The following is a 21,139-nucleotide window of genomic DNA, read 5'->3' on the forward strand; positions in this document are numbered from 1 at the left end:
GATGGCCGGCGGCAGGCCGGACGCCCGCCGCCAGAATAACCCCGTTCGCCGCGCGGGCGAAGCCGCGCGATGCGTCAGGCGAACGGCATGCCGGCTCACGCCGCCTGCCGCACCTCCTCATGCACGATCCGCGTGCCGAGCACGGTGAGGAACTGGCCGATCCATGCGGGATGGGCCGGCCAGGCCGGAGCGCTCACCAGATTGCCGTCGGTCACCGCCGCGTCGATGGCGATGTCGGCATAAATGCCGCCGGCAAGTTCCACCTCGGCGCGGCAGGCGGGATAGGCCGAGCAGGTCCGGCCCTCCAGCACGCGCGCGCCGGCGAGTAGCTGCGCGCCATGGCAGATCGCGGCGACGGGCTTGGCGGTGTCGAAGAAGTGGCGGACGATCTCGATGACGCGGGCGTTCATCCGCAGATATTCCGGCGCCCGGCCGCCGGGAATGACCAGGGCGTCGTAACGGGCCGGGTCGATATCGGCGAAGCTGGCGTTGAGCGCGAAGTTGTGGCCGCGCTTTTCCGAATAGGTCTGCTGGCCCTCGAAGTCGTGAATCGCGGTGTTCACGCTGTCGCCGGCCTTCTTGTCGGGACACACCGCATGGACGGTGTGGCCGACGGCGAGCAGCGCCTGGAACGGCACCATGACCTCGTAATCTTCCACGAAGTCGCCGACGATCATGAGAATGCGCTTGGCAGCCATCTTGTCCTCCCCTGGATCACGGGCGGCGTGGCGTCGCCGCCTCGGATGGAGGACCAGTCTAGGCGCGTGGCGCACGGGTGGGTGTTAACCCGCTATCGCCGGCACGGGGATGCGGAGCGTCAAAAACGAAAATCCCCGGGACCAGCCCGGGGATGCAAAATCGTCTCGGCCAGAGAGGCCGCGTCAGGTCTTCTCGACCTGACCGAATTCCAGTTCGACCGGCGTGGCGCGGCCGAAGATCGAGACCGCGACCTTGAGGCGCGAGCGCCCCTCGTCGACTTCCTCGACGATGCCGTTGAACGAGGCGAACGGGCCGTCGGAGACCTTGACCGTCTCGCCGACCTCGAAGCTGATCGACGGCTTCGGGCGCTCGATGCCTTCCTGAACCTGCTGCAGGATGCGCATGGCCTCCCGCTCAGGGATCGCCATCGGCTTGTTGTCGGCGCCGAGGAAGCCGGTGACCTTCGGCGTGTTCTTGATGAGATGGAAGGCCTCGTCGGTGAGGTCCATCTTCACCAGCACATAGCCGGGGAAGAACTTGCGTTCGGCGTCGACCTTGCGGCCACGGCGCACCTCGACGACCTTTTCGGTCGGAACCAGCACCTGCTCGAACAGATCGGTGAGCCCACGCTGCGCCGCCTGTTCCTTGATGGAATCGGCGACCTTCTTCTCGAAGTTCGAATAGGCGTGGACGATGTACCAGCGCATCGGCATCGGGTGTCTCCTCAACGACCGATCTGCAGGATATGCGCGATGACGAAGCTCAAGACCTGGTCGGCAACCAGGAAGAAGAGCGAGGCCAGCACGACCATGACGAAAACCATGGCGGTGGTGATCAACGTCTCGCGACGGGTCGGCCAGGTGACCTTGCGGGCTTCCGCGCGGACCTGCTGAAAGAACTCGACCGGATTCGTCTTCGCCATCTTCGTCTCGAAACGCCTCTGTGGCAGGGGCCGCGCCGCCACCTGTGTGTGTCGCGAAGGATCCGGGAGGGCCCTTCCGCGATCGGATCGTCCAAACGCGCGAAGCGGGCGTATAGCCCGCAAAGCGGCTTCGCGTCAAAGGGACGTTTGCTGCCTTGCCTGCCACCGGCGGAGAGGGTGGCAGGAGTGGAGGGACTCGAACCCCCAACCCCCGGTTTTGGAGACCGGTGCTCTAACCAGTTGAGCTACACTCCTACAGTCCGCGTCGCGGACCGCGTCTTCCTAGTTGATCCGTCCATCCCGTGTAAAGAGAGGAGAGCGGATCAGACGCCTCGCTCCACATCCGGCTGTGTGGAAGACCTGCCGGCGGGGAACTCCAAGACAAGGACCTGACGGCCCGAATCTCGATCGGCGTGTCATCGGCAGGCGCCGAAGACGACAAGACCCGCGCCAGTGGCTGGCGCGGGTCCGGAGGGAAGCGCCGAAGCGCTTCCCAGATCACTCGATGATGGCGGCGACGACGCCGGCGCCGACGGTGCGGCCGCCTTCGCGGATGGCGAAGCGCAGCTTCTCTTCCATCGCGATCGGAACGATCAGCGCCACGTCAACCGAGATGTTGTCGCCCGGCATCACCATTTCCGTGCCTTCCGGCAGCGTCACGATGCCCGTCACGTCCGTCGTGCGGAAGTAGAACTGCGGACGGTAGTTGGTGAAGAACGGCGTGTGGCGGCCGCCCTCTTCCTTCGTCAGGATGTACGCCTCGGCCTTGAACTTCGTGTGCGGCTTCACCGAACCCGGCTTGCACACGACCTGACCGCGCTCAACGTCCTCACGCTTGGTGCCGCGCACCAGAATGCCGACATTGTCGCCCGCCTGGCCCTGATCGAGCAGCTTGCGGAACATCTCGACGCCGGTCACCGTCGTCTTGATGGTCGGGCGGATGCCGACGATCTCGACTTCCTCGCCGACCTTGATGATGCCGCGCTCCACGCGACCGGTCACAACCGTGCCGCGGCCCGAGATCGAGAACACGTCTTCGATCGGCATCAGGAACGGCTGGTCAACCGGACGCTCCGGCTGCGGGATGTAGCTGTCGACCGCTTCCATCAGCTTCAGAACCGCGTCGCGGCCGAGCTTCGGGTCGCCATTCTCCAGCGCCACAAGCGCCGAGCCACGGATGATCGGGATGTCGTCGCCCGGGAAGTCGTACTTCGACAGAAGCTCGCGAACCTCGAGCTCGACCAGCTCAAGAAGCTCCTCGTCGTCGACCATGTCGCACTTGTTCAGGAACACCACCAGGGCCGGAACGCCGACCTGACGGGCCAGAAGGATGTGCTCGCGGGTCTGCGGCATCGGGCCGTCCGCCGCCGACACCACCAGGATCGCGCCGTCCATCTGCGCCGCGCCGGTGATCATGTTCTTCACATAGTCGGCGTGGCCGGGGCAGTCGACGTGAGCGTAGTGGCGGTTCGCCGTCTCGTACTCAACGTGAGCCGTCGAGATCGTGATGCCGCGCGCCTTCTCTTCCGGCGCCTTGTCGATCTGGTCATACGCCGTGAACGTCGCGCCGCCCGACTCCGCAAGAACCTTCGTGATCGCCGCCGTCAGCGACGTCTTGCCATGGTCAACATGGCCAATCGTGCCAATGTTGCAGTGAGGCTTCGAACGGTTGAACTTCTCTTTGGCCATAACTCGTTTCCTTCAGCGACATACGGGCCGCGAAAATCGGGGCGTGGGATAGGCGGTTTCCTAGAATTCCGCAAGTGCCACGGCGCAGGTGCTTTGAAGCAGTCACAGCCATGCTGCGATTTGCCGCCCGCAGGGCATGTTTCGCCACAAAAGCTGCGACGGAACCATGACGGCGGCTGCGTGGTGGGGCAGTGGAGCGGGTGAAGGGAATCGAACCCTCGTCATCAGCTTGGAAGGCTGTTGCTCTACCATTGAGCTACACCCGCGAGGGCCGAGGCAAGCATAGCGGAGAGCGACGTGGTGGGGGAGGTAGGACTCGAACCTACGAAGGCATAGCCAGCGGATTTACAGTCCGCCCCCTTTGCCGCTCGGGACACTCCCCCTCGCACGTCGGTCGCGCCGCGAGGGCATCGACCACCGGCCGTTCCGGCCATCGGTGACAACACATCAGGATGCGCCGTCACCGTGCGGCGCGCTTTATGGTGGGGTGCCCCTGCCCTGTCAACCCCGCCCGCCACGCCGTCGGCCCGGCGGTGGACAACCTCGCCCCGCGTGGGGCGCCCGTCCGACAAGCGGCGCGCGCCCGCACGGCAAATTGCCAAGCGCCGCGCGGCATGACAGAAGGCGGCATGAACGATCGACCCAAGCCCCCGTCCGACCGTCCCGCCCGCCCCGCAAAGCCCGGCTTCGGCCGTGGCGGCGGCAAGGGATTCGGCGGCAGGTATGGCGGGGGCAGCGGCGGCTTCAGCAAGGGTAGCGGCGGCAAGGGTGGGTCTCGCCCCCGGCCGGCGGGACGCCCCTTCGGCGAATGGCCGGATGATGTCGCCATCCTTTATGGCTGGCACAGCGTGGTGGAAGCCCTGCGCAATCCGCGCCGCAAGGTGCGCCGGCTGATGGCGACCGAGAACGCGCTGAAGCGGCTCGAGGACGAATCGATTCCGCTCAAGGTCACGCCCGAACAGGTACGTCCCGGCGAGATCGACCGCCTTGTGGGACCGGATGCGGTGCATCAGGGGCTTTTTGCCGAGTGCGATCCCCTGCCCTCGCTCAAGCTTGTGGACGCGGCCGAGAACGACCTCGTGCTGGTGCTCGACCAGATCACCGACCCGCACAATGTCGGCGCCATCGTGCGCTCGGCGGCGGCACTGAAGGTCGGCGCGATCATCACCACCGCGCGTCACAGCCCGGCCGCGACCGGCGTGCTGGCCAAGAGCGCCAGCGGCGGGCTGGAGCATGTGCCCTTCTGCTTCGTCGGTAATCTCGCCCGTGCCCTCGAAGAGCTGAGAGACAGCGGCGTTCAAGTGGTTGGCCTCGATAGCGAGGGGCCGGCGGACCTTGTGGACACGCCGCTGCGCCGTCCGGTTGCGCTGGTGCTGGGCGCCGAGGGCAAGGGCCTGCGCCAGCTCACGCGCCAGACCTGCGACACGCTCGCGCGCATCGACCTGCCCGGCGCCATCGTCAGCCTCAACGTGTCGAACGCCGCCGTCCTCGCCCTGCATATTGCGCGGCGCGCCATCGGCCAGCCTGCCGGCTGAGCGCCAGAATTACCGCACGCTGAGCCGGCGCAATTCTTTCGCAGCGCGGAAGAGCCGCTGTTACGACCAATTGCCAATCGTCAAACGGTTACGTTTTCGCCAAGCTTTCCTTTGAGGCAGTGGCGGAACGCAAGAATTCCGCGCGCCAACATCCGGGACCGGCGCCGCAAACGCTCTCACGCGGGCCGCTTTCGGGAGGAAACGACCCGAGCGACGGTGTTCCCAGAGGAACTCACAAGATCGTTCGGCAAATACTGACACGGCTCCACCAGGAGCCTGGTGTTTTCAGCGCGCATCGCGGGATGCGCGAACGCATTCACACGCGATTTTTCTGGGGAAGGGACGACACCATGAGCGTAACGACGGGAGGGGCGCCCGCCAAGGCGGCGCCCATGACCAAGGAAGAGAGGAAGGTTATTATCGCCTCCTCCGCCGGCACGGTCTTCGAATGGTATGATTTCTATCTCGCGGGCTCGCTGGCCGCGAACATCGCGATGACCTTCGTGCCCGGCAGCAATGACACGGCCAAGTTCATCTTCGTGCTGTTCGGCTTCGCCGCCGGCTTCGCCGTCCGCCCGTTCGGCGCGCTGTTCTTCGGGCGCCTCGGCGACCTCATCGGCCGCAAATACACCTTCCTCGTCACCATGACGCTCATGGGCATCGCCACCTTCGTGGTCGGCCTGCTGCCCGGCTATGACACGATCGGCTATGCCGCGCCGGTGATCTTCATCATCTGCCGCCTCGCCCAGGGCCTTGCGCTCGGCGGCGAGTATGGCGGCGCCGCGACCTATGTGGCCGAGCATGCCCCGCACGGGCGCCGCGGCTTCTACACCTCGTGGATCCAGACCACCGCGACCGTCGGCCTGTTCCTGTCGCTGCTGGTCATCCTGACCCTGCGCCTGTCCATGTCGCCGGAAGACTTCAACGCCTGGGGCTGGCGCGTTCCGTTCCTGCTGTCCATCATCCTGCTCGGCTTCTCGATCTGGATCCGGCTGCAGCTCAGCGAATCCCCGGCCTTCCAGAAGATGAAGGCGGAGGGCACCCGCTCCAAGGCGCCGCTGACCGAGGCCTTCGGCCGCTGGTCCAACGCCAAGATCGCGCTGATCGCCCTGTTCGGCGGCACCGCCGGCCAGGCGGTGGTCTGGTACACCGGCCAGTTCTACGCGCTGTTCTTCCTCACACAGACATTGAAGGTCGACGGCACAACAGCGAATCTGCTGATCGCCGCCTCGCTGCTGATCGGAACGCCGTTCTTCATCCTGTTCGGCTGGATGTCGGACAAGATCGGCCGCAAGCCGATCCTCATCGCCGGCTGCCTCATCGCCGCCGTGACCTACTTCCCGCTGTTCGAGAACATCGCCCGCGTCGCCAATCCGAAGCTGATTGAGGCGACGGAGAACGTGAAGATCCAGATCGCCGCCGATCCGGCACAGTGCGGCACGCTGTTCGACCCGGTGGGCGTGCGCGTCTTCACCCGACCCTGCGACGTCTACCGCCGTACGCTGGCGACCAATTCGATGCATTACGAGCTGGTGCCGGGCCCCACCGGCTCCGCGACCGCCGCAACGGTCAATGGCACGGCGGTTACCATCCCCGATACCGACAAGGTCGGCGCGGCCATCGTCGCGGCGGCGCAGGGCGCGGGCTACCCCAAGGCAGGTGACGCCAGCATCGTGAAGCAGCCGACCATTGCCGGCGTGCTGAGCGACCAGCGCACCCTCACCCTGATCGGCCTGCTCTTCGTCCTCGTGCTCTATGTGACGATGGTCTACGGCCCGATCGCCGCGCTGCTGGTCGAACTCTTCCCGACCCGCATCCGCTACACCGGCATGTCGCTGCCCTACCACATCGGCAATGGCTGGTTCGGCGGCTTCCTGCCGCCCACCGCCTTCGCCATCGTGGCAGCCACCGGCAACATCTTCTCCGGCCTGTGGTACCCGATCATCGTGGCTCTGATGACCGTGGTGATCGGCGTCATCTTCCTGCCGGAGACCAAGAACCGCAATCTGGACGACTGGCACTAGTCCGACGGACATCTCTGGCGGCGCCCGCGGGTGCCGCCGGCCCAAACGAGAACGGCCCCGTCCTGCGACGGGGCCGTTTTTTCGTGGTGGGCAGCGCGGCGGATCAGACCGCGGCGGTGACGACGATCTCGACCAGATAATCCGGGGTGGCGAGCGCCGCCTCGACCGTGGCGCGGGCCGGGGTATGGCCGGCGGCGACCCAGCCGTCCCACACCGCGTTCATCTCGCCGAACTTCGAGATGTCGGCGAGGTAGATGGTGGCGGCGAGGATCTTGGTCTTGTCGGTGCCGGCGGCGGCCAGCAGCGCGTCAATCTGCTCGAGCACGCCCTTGGTCTGGGCGGCGACGCCATCGCCCAGCGCCACCTGGCCGGCGAGGTAGGCAACGGAGCCGTGCACCACCGCCTGGCTCATGCGCGGGCCGATCTCGATTCTCTTGATGCTCATCTGACAAACTCTGGTTTTCAAAAAGGAAAGGCCGGCGGAACGCCCTCGAGCGAACCGACCGGCCTTGGTAGCACAGGAAAAGCGGGAGCGCCGCCCCCGCCCTTCGAGTCACGCATCGGCAATCAGCCGCGCATCACTGCGGGTTGGTGACGCCCTTCGGCATCGGGCCCATCGTGCCGATGTTGAAGATCTGCACCCGGCGGTTGATCGGATCCTCAGGCTTGGAGGGCACCTGGAGCGCCTCCTGGCCGAGGCCGAGCGCCTGCAGGCGGTCCGGCGAGACCTGGTAGACCACCACGAGCGCCTGCACGATGGCGTCGGCGCGCTCCTGGCTGAGCTTCAGATTGTAGGCGCGCGTGCCGGTCGTGTCGGTGTTGCCGACCACGACGAACTTGTAGTTCCACAGGATCGGGTGGTGCAGCGCGTCGGCGATGGCGCCGAGCGTCTCATAGGACGCCGGCCGGATGATCGACGAGTTCAGCGCGAACTGAATCTGCACCGTGATCTGCGCCAGCTTGTCGAGCAGCTTGGCGATCGCGGACTTGTCGAGCGGCAGCGGCTTGTTCGCGGCGACGGCATCCTGCGCCATCTTGCGCAGCAGCTCGACGGTGAGCGACGGGTCGTCATTGGTGACGCCCGACAGCCCCTGCAGGATCTGCTGGTTGGTGAGGTCGGTCTGCGCCGAAGCCGGGCTGGTCAGCGAGGTGGCCAGCGGAGCGGCAAGCGCCGCGGCGAGCGCGAGGCCGCCGACGAAACGGGTGAAACGGGTCATGATCTGTCTATCCCTCGTTGCCGTTTGCGTCAGTTCGCCCAGCCGGCGTCGAGCAGCACCTGCTTGCACGCCGGACGCACGACCTTGGTCGAGGCCAGCAGGCAGTTCAGCATGTTGGCGTCACCCGGCTGCACGCCCGAACAGAATTCCTGCGCGCTCGGCGCACAGATCTTGAACGAACCGTTCTGCGCGGCGACCCGCTTGGCGATCGAGGCCTGCGCGGCAGCGAAATCGTCGAAGCACGCGCGCGGCACCTGATCCTGGTGCTGCGTCAGGCACTTCATCACGTCGCCGGTGCCGATGTTGAAGTTCGAGCAGAAACGCTCGATCGAGGGGCCGCAGCTCTTGGCGATGAGCGCGCCGGCCTGGGCGTAGCTCATGGTCTGCGCGGACGCCGTGCCGGCGCTCGCCGCCAGCAGGAGGGCCCCCAACCCGATTACCATTCCCTTCATGTGCATCTCGCCTCCCGTGCGAGTCATATCGCGCGGCGCATGGCCGCTCCGACTCGACGACCGTGTCGAGCCGCGATGGTATTCCTGTCGCAGAACCCAAGGTCACACGCAATGATCCGCGTCAGGAACTCTGGGTGAGACGGGCCAGATTCACGATGAATCCGCCATCCTGACCCATTGCCGGCGCGCGGCTCGCGTGCTTCCCCCTCGGCCCCGCTTGACGCCCGGCGCCAGTTGCGGGAAGACGGCGATGCCCGGTCCGCGCCCGCCAGCGCCGGACAGCGCGGCGCGCCGGCTTAGCACAGCGGTAGTGCAGCGGTTTTGTAAACCGAAGGTCGGGGGTTCGATCCCCTCAGCCGGCACCAGTCCTTCACCTCACGCGTCGCAGCCACAGGCTGCCGCCGCGCCGCGCGACGAAGTCGGGCAGCGTGTCGGCGAAGAGATCGGCGTGGTGGTGCGCCAGATAGGCGTTGAACAGCAGGATCTCGAAGCGCTCGTTGAACTGGAGGAAGCTGCGGACGAAATAGCTCTCGTTCCAGGCGCGGCCTTCCTTCAGCCAATGCTCGGGATACTCGAACGGCCAGAGGATGTCGTGAATATGGATCACGACCCCCGGCGCGAGGCGCGGCAGGATCTCGCGGAAGGCGAAATCGACATCGCTCCCCGTGCGCACGACATGCGAGCTGTCGATGAACAGGATGTCGTTGGCCTCCAGCGCCGTGAATACCGCCAGCGGCACATCCTGAAGCCGCTCGACGCGGATCTCGCTGCGCTCTTTGTCCGCCGCGCTCAGCCGGGCAAGCAGCCGCTCGGGAAACGGATCGATGAAGGTGAAGCGCGGGTTCAGCGCCGGATCGGCATCGACGGTATCGAGCATCAGCGCGGAGGAATGGCCGGACCCGACCTCCACCACCCGGCGCGGCTGGACATCGCGCATCATCGCATAGGTGGACCAGGCGTCGGCGAATTCGAAAAACTGATTGTTCTGGCGGTAGCGGGCATTCTCCCCCCGATCCGGCAGGCCACCGAAGCGGGCGATGAGGCGGGCGGCAAGGGCGCGCTGCGCGTCGGCGCGCAGATCGACGCCGGCCACCTCAGTCATGGCGCGTCGCGCTTCCCGCGAGGGACGCTCCAGCAGCAGGTCGGGAGGCGGCACCGGCGAGTAAAAATGGCCGGGTTTGGCGAAGCGCAGGAACGGATTGGCCTCGGCAAGCCGCCCGTAATGCACCATCCGGCGCAGCCGCGACAAAGGCGTCTTCAACGTTGCCAGCATCGGCCCCTCCACGCAGGCGGCGTGCCTGCGCCCCTCCCCTCGGCGACCGGAGGTGATCGCCGGGCCTGTGCGGCACAGAGAGTCCCGCGCGCCGTCGTCCGCATCGACGCTCGCCAAATCTGACGAGAGCGGCAGCGACTACTTACGACAACGATTTATACGCAACGACGGTACATTGGCATTGCCGATTATTTCCAGCAATCCGCAATTGATATAATACATAATACATCCGCAATTCCTTACGCTGATCTTCATGGCCGCGACACCACCCCGCGAGAGAGGCCTCTATCGGTGCTTGAATCGGCCCAAAGAGCGCCGTCGCGGACGGCGCCGGGCACGCGGCGCGGCGAGGAGGCAGGCGCCGTCCCGGCTCGCGGCCCGGGCGCCGAGATTCCGCATCATTTATTTCGCGTAAGGCCCTCAGATTCCTTCGAATCAGCTATGTTGAATCAAATCCGAGGGGATCGGGGGATTCCGCACATGCAATCCAAGTGGCGTGCACCTGCGTGCTATGTCGGCGTCGCCGTGATCTGCGCCTTGTATCTGGCCGTCGTGCCGGGCGTCGGCATTACCGATGTCTGCGCCGGGGCTGGCCTCGGGGCGGCGGTCATGTGGGCGATCAACGAGTGGGAAACCGGCAAGTGGAACGTCGCCGTTCCCGGCGCGGCGGTGGCGGCTGGTGCCGTGAGCACGCCCGCTTTGCTGGTCAGCGCCCCGCCTGCGGCGGTGACCGCGACGGCTGAGACGGCCGCGGCCAAGCCGCCGGAAACGGCAAGCGCGGATGCACCGGCCGCTGAGTCGCGCCCTCGCGTCGATTCCGGCGTCGCCACGCCCGAGACCCTCGCCAAGTGGGAGATCGACGAGAAGGAGCCGAGCTGGGATCCCTCCGCTCTCGCGGAGACCTGGGCCAAGCTGCGGCGCGAACTCTCGATCAGCGGTCCCCGCCGCCCGCAGGTCGCCCCGGACCTGCCGCGTACCGCCCAGCTCGCCAAGGGTCCGCTTGGTGCGGCTCCGCTCGGATCATCCGCGTCTAGCGCGTCGAGCCTCTCTTCCAAGAACGCGCCGGCCGCCAAGGCCCCGCCCGCGCGCGGCGTCTCCGCCAGTGCGGCCCCCGCCAAGCCCGCGCTGGGCAGCCTCTCCAAAGCCTATCAGGACAGCCAGCGCCAGGGGGCCAGCGCCTCCAAGAGCGCGGCGCCGTCCCGCCTCGGCAGCGGCACCTCGATGAATAACGGCACGATCGCCGCCACCAAGGCGTCCTACACGCCGGGCAGTTCCTTCGCCGCGCCGTCCTCCTCGACCACGACGCCCGCCCGCAAAGTCGCCGGCGGCGGCACCGAGCCGGCGCGCACCAGCTCCTTCCTGCGCCCCGGCCCGATGCGCCCGCGCTGAGGGCGGCGACGCGTCTCGTTTCCAAGCAAAAGGCCGGATGGACACCCATCCGGCCTTTTTTATTGTCGTCTGCGGGGCGCTGCGCAAAGAGCGGCGACGCCTGCCCGCCTCACTCGTCGTCGGAATAGCGCTGCTCGCGCCACGGGTCGGCGTGGTTGTGATAGCCGCGCTCCTCCCAGAAGCCGCGCTTGTCGCCGGTGCGGAACTCGATCTGCTTGAGCCACTTGGCGCTCTTCCAGAAATACAGATGCGGCACCACCAGCCGCACCGGGCCGCCATGCTCGGTGGTGAGCGGCTGGCCCTCCCAGCTATGGACGATCAACGCATCCTCGGCCGCGAAGTCCTCCAGCGCGAGATTGGTGGTGTAGCCGTCATAGGACGACAGCAGCACATGGCTCGCCTCGGGCTTGGGCATCACCAGGTCGAGCAGGTCGCGCGTGGCGAGGCCCTCCCAGCGATTGTCGTAGCGCGACCAGGTGGTGACGCAGTGAATGTCTGTCGTTTCCTGCGTCTGCTTCTGCGCCCGGAATGTCGCCCAGTCCCAGGAGAGCGGCTGCTCCACCGCGCCGGTGACATCGAGCCGCCAGCGGTCGAGCGGCAGGCGCGGCTGCATGCCGAGATCGAGCACCGGCCAGTCGCGCACCAGATGCTGGCCGGGCGGCAGGCGGTCGCTGTCGGGGCGCGTCACCTTGCCGGTGAGAAACTTGCCCTCGCGCGCCCAGCGCTGCTTGGTGGTGGTGAGCTTGCTGTCCGCCGGCAGCGCGGCCTCGGCGGCGCGTGCGGAATGGTCGCTGGTGTCGTCCATGAAGGGGCTCCCTCCGCGAATGGAGCCTTATTCTAGCATGACGGGCGGCGCGGGCTTTTCCTGAGCCCACGCCGCCCGCCTCACGCTTGCGTCAGCGGCGCCGGTCCTGCCCCGGACCCGCGCCGCCGAACTCTACCCGCCTCAGTGCGAGACGCGACGGCGGCGGCGCTGCACCATGTTGAGCGCCTCGATGCCGGCCGAGAACGCCATGGCGGCGTAGATGTAGCCCTTGGGCACATGCGCGCCGAAGCCCTCCGCAATCAGCGTCGTGCCGATCAGCAGCAGGAAGCCCAGAGCCAGCATGATGATGGACGGGTTGTGGTTGATGAAGTTGGCGAGCGGGCCGGCCGCCAGCAGCATGGTCATCACCGCGAACACCACCGCGATCACCATGATCGGGATGTGATCGGTCATGCCGACAGCGGTGATGATGCTGTCCACCGAGAAGACGAGGTCGAGGATCAGGATCTGCACGATCGCCGCGCTGAAGCTCACCTTGATGAGTTCGCCGGTGGCGTCCTGCTGCTCCTCGTGCGGCGCCATGGTGTGGTGGATTTCCTTGGTCGCCTTCCACACCAGGAACAGGCCGCCGGCGATGAGAATCATGTCGCGCCAGGAGAAGGCCTTGCCGAAGACCGTGAATACCGGTTCGACCAGCTGGACGATGAACGCCACCGTGCTGAGCAGCCCGAGGCGCATGACCAGCGCGAGGCCGATGCCGATCTTGCGCGCGCGGGGACGGATGTCCTCCGGCAGCTTGTTGGTGAGAATCGAGATGAAGAGGAGGTTGTCGATACCGAGCACCACCTCCATGGCGATCAGCGTGATAAGCGCCGCCCAGGCTGCCGGGCTCGCTGCGAGTTCAAGCAAATATTCCACGGAATCACTCCCCGAGCATGGATAGACGCGGCAGGGCCGCGCAGCCGCACAAGCCGCGCTGCGCAACGCGGCGGCGGTTTTGAAGGTCGATCAACAGATGGCGAAAGGGCAAGAGAGGACACGTTCCAGCCAGCACGATATCGGAAGCGATCCGACATCACGCGATTGCTAGCTAAGCGTCGCGTCAGAGGGGCCCGGATCAACGGGTAGGACAAGACTAGGGGAGAGGGCGCGGATTGGCAGCGCCCGCGCACTTGACAGATTGTCGCACCCCTCCCGCTGCGGCCTGCAAGGCGCTGCGGCAGGTTGCAGGAAGGCGACATGCCCGTTGCGCGGGCACGACATGCTCGAAAGCCGTCCACACCCCCGCTTCCGCGACGCGCGGGGCCGTGTCATCGTCCGTTCATCGCCCCCTACTAGAGCGAACGCAGTTTTGCCCCTGGGGGCTTAGGGAGGTACTGATGATCCGCTTTTCCCGCCGTGACATGATGAAGGCTGGCGCCTTCGCGCTGGCCGCCCCGGCCGTGCTGCGCGCCCACGACGCCCTCGCCACCTCCGGCTCCGTCACCGTCTATGCCTGGGGCGATTATTTCGACAAGAACCAGCTCCTCGCCGACTTCACCAACGCCACCGGCGTCAAGGTGAACCTCTCGACCTACGGCTCGAACGAGGAATGCGAGAACAAGCTGCGCGCCGCCGGCGGCAAGGGCTTCGACATCATCTTTCCGTCGGTCGACACCGGCCCGAACTACTACAAGGACAACCTGCTCCAGCCGATCGACGAGGCGAAGTTCAAGGCGGCGCAGGTCGTCCCCTCGATCTACCGCAACTCGCTGACTCTGGGCGCGGCCTATCGCGGCAAGCGCTACCTCGTGCCGTTCGACTGGGGCACCGAGGGCGTGACCTGGGATTCGAGCAAGTTCGACAAGAAGTCGGGCGAGATCTCCTATGGCGACATGTGGCTGGCCGGCTTCCCCAAGCAGACCGCCATCCGCCAGAAGTCGGTGTTCAACGGCGTCGCCCTCTATCTCGACGCCACCGGCGAGCTGAAGTCCGACCGTGGCCTCGATCTCTACAAGTCCGAGGCCGAATCGCGCCGCGTGTTCGAGGGCGTGCTGAAGTACATCGTCGCCCATAAGGGCAATATCGGCGCCTACTGGAACAACGCGACGGAAGCCACCGCTGCCTTCACCGACGCGGGCTGCACCATCGGCCAGACCTGGGACACCACCGGCATCCTGCTCCACCGCAACACCGACAAGAAGTGGCGCTATGGCATGCCCAAGGAAGGCGGCCTCGCCTGGACCGACACGTTCGGCATCCCGGCCGGCGCGGCCAATGTCGAGCAGGCCTATGCGCTCCTGAACTTCCTCTACCAGCCGGAAATCGGCGCCAAGTTCGCCAACACCACCGGCTATAACAGCGCGGCGGTCGGCGCCGACCAGTTCCTCTCGGAAGACGCCCGCGCGGCCTTCCAGGCGGCGTACCCGGCCGGCACCATCGACAACCTGTTCTGGTGGCCGATGCAGACCGACTTCTACGCCAAGCTCCGCGCCGAATATGTCGAGAAGCTGACCAACAGCTGATCGGGCGTGCCGGGCCACGGCGGCCCGCCATTACCTCACCACGTCATCCCCGGGCCCGTCCCGGGGATCCCCGCCCGCGCCTCGCGGGTAGCGGATGGCCGGGCCGAGCCCGGCCATAACCGCCCACATCATGGCTGATGGTCTCCCATGCGCGGCAAGGACGTTCGTCTCGACCAGGTCTCGATCCGCTTCGGCGAGGCCACCGCCGTGAAGCCGACGGATCTTTCCATCCAGGCCGGCGAGTTCTTCTCCATCCTCGGCCCGTCCGGCTGCGGCAAGACCACCATCCTGCGCACCATTTCCGGCTTCATCGAGCCGACCGCCGGGCGCGTGCTGATCGGCGGCGAGGATATGGCGGGCAAGGGCCCCAATGAGCGGCCCACCGCGCTGATCTTCCAGAATCTCGCGCTCTTCCCGCTGATGAGCGTCGCCGAGAATGTCGCCTTCGGGCTGGAGGCGCGCGGCGTCGCCAAGGCCGAGCGGCTGCGCCGGGCGCAGGAGCTGCTCGAACTCGTGGCGCTCAGCGGCTATGGCGACAAGAAGCCGTCCGACCTCTCCGGCGGCCAGCGCCAGCGGGTGGCGATCGCCCGCGCGCTCGCGGTGGAGCCCTCCGTGCTGCTGCTCGACGAGCCGCTCTCCGCGCTCGACCTCAAGCTGCGCCAGCACATGCGCACCGAATTGCGCGCGATCCAGAAGCGCGTCGGCATCACCTTCATCTACATCACCCACGATCAGGGCGAGGCGCTCGCCATGTCCGACCGCGTGGCGGTGATGAGCCGCGGCCAGCTGGAGCAGGTGGCCGATGCCGACACGCTCTATGCCGACCCCGCGACGCCGTTCGTGGCCACCTTCGTCGGCGAGCAGAACGTGCTGCGCGGCACGGTGGCGACGCTGAGCGACGACATCGCCGCCGTCGACACGCCGGTCGGCCGCCTCACCGGGCGCGTGAAGGGCCCGCTGAAGGTCGGCGATACCGCGCTGGTGATGGTGCGCCCCGAGCGCATCAGCCTCGACGGCACCGGCGAGAACAAGGTCGCCGCCCGCCTCGCCGCGCGCAGCCTCGAAGGCCCGGCGGTGCATCTGCAATGCGCCGCCCCCGCCCACAACTTCACCGTCACCGTGCCGAACGGGCCGGATGTGCGGGCGCTGCCGGAAGAACTCACCCTCGCCTTCAGCCGGCAGGACACGCTGGTCTACCCGGAAGGGATCCTCGCCCATGGGTAGCCTCGCGCGCGCCTATGGCCGCCCGCTGGCGGCGGTGATCGCCGGCATCACCCTGCTGTGGATCCTCGCGCTCATCCTCGTGCCGCTCGGCGCGATGCTGGAGCAGTCGCTGTGGTGGCGCGATTCCAAGGGCGACGTGTCGCTGCAGATCGACCGGCTCTACAACGATATCTCCATCCTCCAGCTCGACCGCGCCAGCGCCACCGACGCCGCGCGGCAGGCCGAGCTCGACGCGAGCATGGCGCAGAAGCAGGCGGAAGCCACCGAGCTTGAAGCGCAGGAGAAGAACCCGCCCAAGACCTACGGGCTGGCCAATTTCACTCGCATGAGCGGGCTGCACTTCTACATCTTCGTGCGCACCATTCTCTATGCGCTCATGGTGACGGCGCTGGCGCTGGTCGTCTGCTACCCCGTCGCCTATGTGGTGGCGCTGGCGAGCGGGCCGCGCAAGGCGATCATCCTCACCGTCGCGCTCATCGTGCCCTATGCGATCAACGAGCTGCTGCGGGTCTATGCCTGGCTGATGATCCTCGACTATCGCGGCGTCATCAACGGCGTGCTGGCCTGGATGGGCTTCATCAATCTGGATGCGCGCGAGTGGATTCCCTTCCTGGAGAACCCCTCCGCCGTCTTCCTGGCGATGATCTACACCTATGTGCTCTTCATGGTGTTCCCGATGGTGAACACGCTGGAGACGCTGGACCGCAACCAGATCGAGGCGGCGCGCGATCTCGGCGCCTCGACGCTGCGCATCCACCGCCGGGTCATCATCCCGCACGCCAAGCCGGGCATCGCGGTGGGCTGCATCATGACCTTCATGCTGTCGGCCGGCTCCTATTCCGTGCCGGCGATCATGACGCGCGGCCAGGGCGGCGATTGGTTCAGCCAGCTTGTCTACCGGCAGTTCTACGAGAGCAATAACTGGAACATGGGCTCGGCCTATGCGGTCTCGCTGCTCGTGGTCTGCACCGCCTTCATCCTGCTGATGATGCGCCTGTTCGGCGTCGGGCTGAGGGACATCGCGAAATGAGGATGTCCCGCGTGTCCCGTCCTCCTGTCGACATCCATGCCATGTGCCCTTCCCTCTCCCCGTCGGGGAGAGGTGGCCCGCGAAGCGGGTCGGAGAGGGGCATTCGCGATTGCGGAGCCTCAAGCGCCCTCACCCCACCCCTCTCCCCGCCGGGGAGAGGAAGCCTTGGCGCGCACCGTCTCACGGGAGTCACCCCATGAGCACCTCGACCGAGAGCGCCGGCGCGCGGCTGGTGCTGAACATCTATATCGGCCTGTTCGTGCTCTATCTCTTCCTGCCGCTGGCGGTGATGTCGGCGGCGGCGTTTAATTCCTTCGACTACCCCTCGGTCACGCAATGGCGCGGCTTTACGCTGCACTGGTTCGTGGCGCTTGCCGATGACCAGCGCCTGCTGCAGGGCCTCGTCAATTCCGTGCTGGTGGCGCTCGGCGTCATCGTGGTGTCGATCCCGGCCGGGCTGTCGGGGGCGCTGATCCTGACCCGGCTCGGCCAGCGCTCGGGCACCTTCCTCTATTCGGTGCTGGTCTCGCCGGTGCTGACGCCGGGCATCATCCTCGGCATTTCCAGCCTCATCTTCTGGCGCGAATTCGGCGTGCCGGGCGGTCTGTTCGTGGCGGTGATGGCGCAGTCGAGCTTCATCGCCTCCTACGCCATGCTGCTGTTCCTCGCCCGGCTGCAGCGGCAGGACCGCACGCTGGAGGAGGCCGCGCTCGATCTCGGCGCCAGCCACCCCCTGGTGTTCCGCCGCATCACCCTGCCCTTCCTCGCGCCGACCTGCTTCACCGCCGCGGTGGTCGCCTTCCTGCAGTCCTTCGAGAACTACAACACCACCGTCTTCGCCATTGGCGGCGAGTGGACGCTGGTGACCGAGATCGCCTCGCGCCTGCGCTTCGGCCTGTCCCCCGTCATCAATGTGGTGGGCGTGATCTTCGTCGCCCTGACCTTGATCGCCGCCATCAGCTATGTCGTCCTGAAGGGCAAGCCGTCCCGCTGAGACTGGCGAGTCGGGTCGGGGGAGAGCCTATGCGTCACGCAGTTGTGGCGGCGGTCATGCTGTTGGCCGTGAGCGGAGCACCGGCGCTTGCCGGCAGCACCACCATTGGCGGCACGGTGACCACCGAGCGAGCGCCCGATGATTTCAACGCGACGAAATCGACGGACTGGGAGGCCAACATCTCCCACACCTTCGACAATCACGTCATCATCGCCGGTAGCGTCAAATATTACGATACGGCGCACAGCACGAGTTCAAAGACCAACGTGCAGGGCGCCATCGGCTATACGCACGATTTTGGCGGTTTCGCGCTGACCGGCATGGCGGGTGTCGGCCAGCACTTCATCAATGCGGATGAGGATAGCAGCTTCCCCTATTATTATTTCAGCGTGGCGGCCGACATAAAGATCACCGAAACGATCAGCTGGACCGCGGCGCGGCTGCGCTACCGCAATGCCTTCGACACCGCGAACAATTACGACACGCCGGAGGTCGCCACCGGCATCAACGTCAAGCTCGACGACCACAACTCGCTTAGCTTCTTCGTCGAGCGCGACTGGACCGATGGCGAGGCGTCCTATAACGGCCTCGAACTCGGCTTCAAGCACCGCTTCTGAGCCAGGCTCTCACCCGAACGTGATGCCCCCCGTGATTGCCGGCTGCGGCGGCGCGACTAGCTTGCTGCCGCGATCCAAAGCGCGATCCGATGCGTTTCAGACGGGTCTTCCATCAACGGAGTCTGCGATGACGATCATGTCCCGCCGCCAGGCGCTGGCCGGTGCCGCGAGCCTGCCGGTGCTCTCCGCCGCCCTGCCCCTGCTCGCCGCGAGCACGGCCCCGGCGGCCGCCCAGACCACCACGGGCCAGCAGGTGCCCGGCCTCTACCGCTACAAGATCGGCGACATCGAGGTGACCGCGGTCAATGACGGCGTGCGCTCCTTCCCGCTGCCGGACGGCTTCGTGAAGAACGCCTCGCGCGACGAGGTGAACAAGGCGCTGGAGGCCTCCTTCCAGCCGAAGGATCGCATGAGCATCCAGTTCAACCCGCTGCTCATCAATAATGGCGGCAAGCTCACGCTGATCGATACCGGCAACGGCCCGCAATCCGGCAATGCCACGGTCGGGCGGCTGACCGCCAATCTCGGCTGGGCCGGGGTGAAGCCCTCGGACATCAACACCGTGGTGATCTCGCATTTCCACGGCGATCACATTAACGGCCTGCGCGCCACGGATGGCGCCCTCGCCTTCCCCAATGCCGAGGTGCTGGTGCCCGCCGCCGAGTGGAAGTTCTGGATGGACGAGGGCGAGATGAGCCGCGCTCCCGAAGGCCTCAAGGCCAATTTCCAGAACGTCCGCCGCGTCTTCAAGGACATCGAGAGCCGCGTGAAGCCCTATGAGTGGGACAAGGAGGTCGTCCCCGGCCTCACTTCGGTGAACGCCGCCGGTCACACGCCGGGCCATACCGCCTATGTGCTCGCCTCCGGCGACGGCAAGCTGTTCATCCAGTCCGACACCACCAACACGCCGATGCTGTTCGCCCGCAATCCCGAGTGGCAGGTGCAGTTCGACATGGACGGCGCCAAGGCGGTGGAGACGCGCAAGCGCATCTACGACATGGTGGCGGCCGAGCGGCTCCAGCTCACCGGCTACCACTACCCGTTCCCGGCGACCGGCTTCATCGAGAAGGACGGCGCCGGCTACCGCGTCGTGCCGGCGATCTGGCAGCCGGTGCTTTAAGCCCGGCGTGGCAATGCACTGACATGACGGCACGGGGATGAGGCTAGGCCTCATCCCCGTCTTTCGTTTCAGAGCGGATGAGGCTAGGCCTCGCCCCCGTTTCCGTTTCAGAGCGGATGAGGCTAGGCCTCGCTGCCGTTTTCGTTTCAGAGCGGGTGAGGCAATGCCTCGCCCCCGTCTTTCATTCTGGAGCGGGCGCGGCTATGTCTCGCCGCGACTTTCCTTGCACAGCGAGCCCCTTGATGAGCGACACGCTTCCCGACCGCCTCTCCAGCGACCCGACCAGCCCCTATCACGACGAGGCCCTGCTCGCGCGTGGCGTCGGCATCCGTTTCAAGGGCGTCGAGAAGACCAATGTCGAGGAATACTGCGTCAGCGAAGGCTGGATCCGCGTCTCCGTCGGCAAGGCGCGCGACCGCGCCGGCAACCCGATGACCGTGCTGCTCAAGGGCCCGGTCGAGCCTTATCTGCGCGAAGAGCCGCAGGAATAGACCCGGCGCCGCTCAGCCCGCCGTCTCGGTGGTGATCCAGTCGAGATAATCGGGATCGCCATCGACGATGGCCATGACCACGACGGCCGGGACTTCATAGGGATGGCGGGCGCGCACCGCCTGCGTGACCGCGACGGACAGATCCTCGCGGGTCTTGAAGATCATCACGGTTTCCTGCGCCTGCTCGATCTCGCCCTGCCAGCGATAGATCGACATCATGCCCGGCAATATGTTGACGCAGGCGGCCAATCCGTCCGCCACGATGGCCCGGCCGGCCGCTTCGGCCTCGACGGCGCTCGGCCAGGTCGTATAGATCATCACCGTGCCGTCCATCCGCGCCGTCATCCTCACAACTCTTCCGGGCCGTCCCGCATGAACGAAGTCGCCCGCCCCACGGATCCGAACGCGGAAGCTGACGCAGCGCAAGCCTATAACCGAATCGCCTTTGTCGCGAGCGAGGCGCCGGATGCGCAGCAGGCACGCGCCATGCTGGTGGCGCGGTATGGCGAGGAGCCGGTGGAGGATGCCGACATCGTGGTCGCCCTCGGCGGTGACGGCTTCATGCTGCAGACCCTGCACCGCTTCCGCGACAGCGGCATCCCGATTTACGGGATGAATCGCGGCTCGGTCGGCTTTCTGATGAACAGCTTCCGGCAGGACGATCTGCCGACCCGCATCGCCGCCGCCCAGCGCGTCGTCATCCATCCGCTGATGATGGAGGCCACCGACGTAAATGGCCGGCTGCACCGGGCGCCCGCCATCAACGAGGTCTCGCTGATCCGCCAGTCCTATCAGGCATCCAAGCTGCGCATCGCCATCGACGGCAAGATGCGCATGGAAGAGCTGATCTGCGACGGCGTGCTGGTCGCCACCCCGGCGGGCTCGACCGCCTATAATCTGTCGGCGCAGGGGCCGATCCTGCCCATCGGCACGCCGCTTCTCGCGGTCACGCCGATCTCCGCCTTCCGCCCCCGCCGCTGGCGCGGCGCGCTGGTGCCGGACCGCGCGCGGGTCGACATCGCCGTGCTGGAATCGGAAAAGCGCCCGGTCAACGCCACCGCCGACCATTTCCAGGTGCTGAACGTGGTGGCGGTGCGGGCTAGGCTCGACCCGGCCTCGTCGATGACCATGCTTGTCGACCGCGACCACTCGATGGAAGAACGCATCCTGCGCGAGCAGTTCGGCTGATCGCG

The 21,139-nt window shown here is 66.4% G+C and carries 22 protein-coding genes and 4 tRNA genes; 12 read left to right on the plus strand and 14 right to left on the minus strand.

The genetic code is table 11. From position 1 onward, the window contains the following. Nucleotides 1-95: 95 nt before the first annotated feature. From OU996_RS17340 to OU996_RS17370, 7 genes are all read right to left on the minus strand, one after another. Nucleotides 96-698, minus strand: a complete 603-nt coding sequence (locus OU996_RS17340) for a DJ-1/PfpI family protein (RefSeq protein WP_267582847.1) — start codon at nt 696-698, stop codon at nt 96-98. A gap of 183 nt (nt 699-881) precedes the next feature. Beyond that, entirely contained in the window at nt 882-1,412 is a 531-nt protein-coding gene (gene nusG / locus OU996_RS17345; RefSeq protein ID WP_267582848.1) for a transcription termination/antitermination protein NusG, read from the minus strand. An 11-nt stretch (nt 1,413-1,423) separates the two neighbouring features. After that, nucleotides 1,424-1,621: a preprotein translocase subunit SecE gene (gene secE, locus OU996_RS17350; RefSeq protein ID WP_267582849.1), complete on the minus strand. Its 198-nt coding sequence runs from the start codon at nt 1,619-1,621 to the stop codon at nt 1,424-1,426. Nucleotides 1,622-1,799: 178 nt separating this feature from the next. Next, nucleotides 1,800-1,876: transfer RNA gene (locus tag OU996_RS17355), tRNA-Trp, on the minus strand. Nucleotides 1,877-2,119: 243 nt separating this feature from the next. After that, complete coding sequence (tuf, locus tag OU996_RS17360; protein ID WP_267582836.1) at nt 2,120-3,310, minus strand: elongation factor Tu; 1,191 nt, start codon at nt 3,308-3,310, stop codon at nt 2,120-2,122. Between the two features lie 192 nt (nt 3,311-3,502). Next, nucleotides 3,503-3,576 (minus strand) — tRNA-Gly (locus OU996_RS17365). A 32-nt stretch (nt 3,577-3,608) separates the two neighbouring features. Further along, nucleotides 3,609-3,693: transfer RNA gene (locus OU996_RS17370), tRNA-Tyr, on the minus strand. A gap of 246 nt (nt 3,694-3,939) precedes the next feature. On the opposite strand from OU996_RS17370, the gene OU996_RS17375 reads away from it, so the two are divergent. Then, entirely contained in the window at nt 3,940-4,845 is a 906-nt protein-coding gene (locus OU996_RS17375; protein ID WP_267582850.1) for a TrmH family RNA methyltransferase, read from the plus strand. 350 nt (nt 4,846-5,195) lie between these two features. Beyond that, on the plus strand, nt 5,196-6,869 hold the full coding sequence (locus OU996_RS17380; protein WP_267582851.1) for an MFS transporter: 1,674 nt from the start codon (nt 5,196-5,198) through the stop codon (nt 6,867-6,869). 103 nt (nt 6,870-6,972) lie between these two features. Here OU996_RS17380 and OU996_RS17385 read toward each other — a convergent pair whose 3' ends face one another. The 3 genes from OU996_RS17385 to OU996_RS17395 all read right to left on the minus strand — a co-directional run bounded on the left by OU996_RS17385 (nt 6,973) and on the right by OU996_RS17395 (nt 8,538). Beyond that, a complete protein-coding gene (locus tag OU996_RS17385) occupies nt 6,973-7,314 on the minus strand; it encodes a RidA family protein (RefSeq protein ID WP_267582852.1) in 342 nt (113 codons plus the stop codon). A 133-nt stretch (nt 7,315-7,447) separates the two neighbouring features. Beyond that, entirely contained in the window at nt 7,448-8,086 is a 639-nt protein-coding gene (locus OU996_RS17390) for an OmpA family protein (RefSeq protein ID WP_267582853.1), read from the minus strand. A 29-nt stretch (nt 8,087-8,115) separates the two neighbouring features. After that, complete coding sequence (locus OU996_RS17395) at nt 8,116-8,538, minus strand: cysteine rich repeat-containing protein (RefSeq protein WP_267582854.1); 423 nt, start codon at nt 8,536-8,538, stop codon at nt 8,116-8,118. Nucleotides 8,539-8,828: 290 nt separating this feature from the next. Here OU996_RS17395 and OU996_RS17400 point away from each other — a divergent pair. Further along, nucleotides 8,829-8,903: transfer RNA gene (locus OU996_RS17400), tRNA-Thr, on the plus strand. Between the two features lie 5 nt (nt 8,904-8,908). On the opposite strand, the gene OU996_RS17405 is transcribed toward OU996_RS17400, so the two are convergent. Beyond that, a complete protein-coding gene (locus tag OU996_RS17405; RefSeq protein ID WP_267582855.1) occupies nt 8,909-9,811 on the minus strand; it encodes a class I SAM-dependent methyltransferase in 903 nt (300 codons plus the stop codon). Between the two features lie 480 nt (nt 9,812-10,291). Here OU996_RS17405 and OU996_RS17410 point away from each other — a divergent pair, with 480 nt between their 5' ends. Beyond that, nucleotides 10,292-11,200 (plus strand): hypothetical protein, encoded by a 909-nt coding sequence (locus tag OU996_RS17410; protein ID WP_267582856.1) that lies wholly within the window; start codon nt 10,292-10,294, stop codon nt 11,198-11,200. 109 nt (nt 11,201-11,309) lie between these two features. On the opposite strand, the gene OU996_RS17415 is transcribed toward OU996_RS17410, so the two are convergent. Then, nucleotides 11,310-12,005: a sulfite oxidase-like oxidoreductase gene (locus tag OU996_RS17415; protein WP_267582857.1), complete on the minus strand. Its 696-nt coding sequence runs from the start codon at nt 12,003-12,005 to the stop codon at nt 11,310-11,312. A 141-nt stretch (nt 12,006-12,146) separates the two neighbouring features. After that, entirely contained in the window at nt 12,147-12,884 is a 738-nt protein-coding gene (locus OU996_RS17420; RefSeq protein WP_267582858.1) for a TerC family protein, read from the minus strand. 461 nt (nt 12,885-13,345) lie between these two features. Here OU996_RS17420 and OU996_RS17425 point away from each other — a divergent pair, with 461 nt between their 5' ends. From OU996_RS17425 to OU996_RS17455, 7 genes are all read left to right on the plus strand, one after another. Next, the gene (locus OU996_RS17425) at nt 13,346-14,470 is read left to right on the plus strand and encodes an extracellular solute-binding protein (RefSeq protein WP_267582859.1); all 1,125 of its coding nucleotides are present in this window, start codon (nt 13,346-13,348) and stop codon (nt 14,468-14,470) included. A 147-nt stretch (nt 14,471-14,617) separates the two neighbouring features. After that, nucleotides 14,618-15,694: an ABC transporter ATP-binding protein gene (locus OU996_RS17430; RefSeq protein WP_267582860.1), complete on the plus strand. Its 1,077-nt coding sequence runs from the start codon at nt 14,618-14,620 to the stop codon at nt 15,692-15,694. Further along, nucleotides 15,687-16,724 carry an ABC transporter permease gene (locus OU996_RS17435; RefSeq protein ID WP_267582861.1) on the plus strand — a complete coding sequence of 346 codons (1,038 nt, stop codon included), beginning with the start codon at nt 15,687-15,689 and terminating at the stop codon, nt 16,722-16,724. Before OU996_RS17430 ends, OU996_RS17435 begins: the two co-directional genes overlap by 8 nt. Nucleotides 16,725-16,920: 196 nt before the next feature. Beyond that, nucleotides 16,921-17,718 (plus strand): ABC transporter permease, encoded by a 798-nt coding sequence (locus OU996_RS17440; RefSeq protein ID WP_267582862.1) that lies wholly within the window; start codon nt 16,921-16,923, stop codon nt 17,716-17,718. Between the two features lie 29 nt (nt 17,719-17,747). Further along, a complete protein-coding gene (locus tag OU996_RS17445; RefSeq protein ID WP_267582863.1) occupies nt 17,748-18,335 on the plus strand; it encodes a hypothetical protein in 588 nt (195 codons plus the stop codon). A gap of 127 nt (nt 18,336-18,462) precedes the next feature. After that, on the plus strand, nt 18,463-19,455 hold the full coding sequence (locus tag OU996_RS17450) for an MBL fold metallo-hydrolase (RefSeq protein ID WP_267582864.1): 993 nt from the start codon (nt 18,463-18,465) through the stop codon (nt 19,453-19,455). A 242-nt stretch (nt 19,456-19,697) separates the two neighbouring features. Then, on the plus strand, nt 19,698-19,946 hold the full coding sequence (locus OU996_RS17455; RefSeq protein ID WP_267582865.1) for a DUF3297 family protein: 249 nt from the start codon (nt 19,698-19,700) through the stop codon (nt 19,944-19,946). Nucleotides 19,947-19,958: 12 nt separating this feature from the next. Here the strand turns inward: OU996_RS17455 and cutA are convergent, their stop codons facing one another. After that, on the minus strand, nt 19,959-20,291 hold the full coding sequence (gene cutA / locus OU996_RS17460) for a divalent-cation tolerance protein CutA (RefSeq protein ID WP_267582866.1): 333 nt from the start codon (nt 20,289-20,291) through the stop codon (nt 19,959-19,961). A gap of 27 nt (nt 20,292-20,318) precedes the next feature. Here cutA and OU996_RS17465 point away from each other — a divergent pair, with 27 nt between their 5' ends. Beyond that, a complete protein-coding gene (locus OU996_RS17465) occupies nt 20,319-21,134 on the plus strand; it encodes an NAD kinase (protein WP_267582867.1) in 816 nt (271 codons plus the stop codon). The last annotated feature ends 5 nt before the right edge of the window (nt 21,135-21,139 follow it).

The organism is Ancylobacter sp. SL191 (genome assembly GCF_026625645.1).
Taxonomy (GTDB): domain Bacteria; phylum Pseudomonadota; class Alphaproteobacteria; order Rhizobiales; family Xanthobacteraceae; genus Ancylobacter.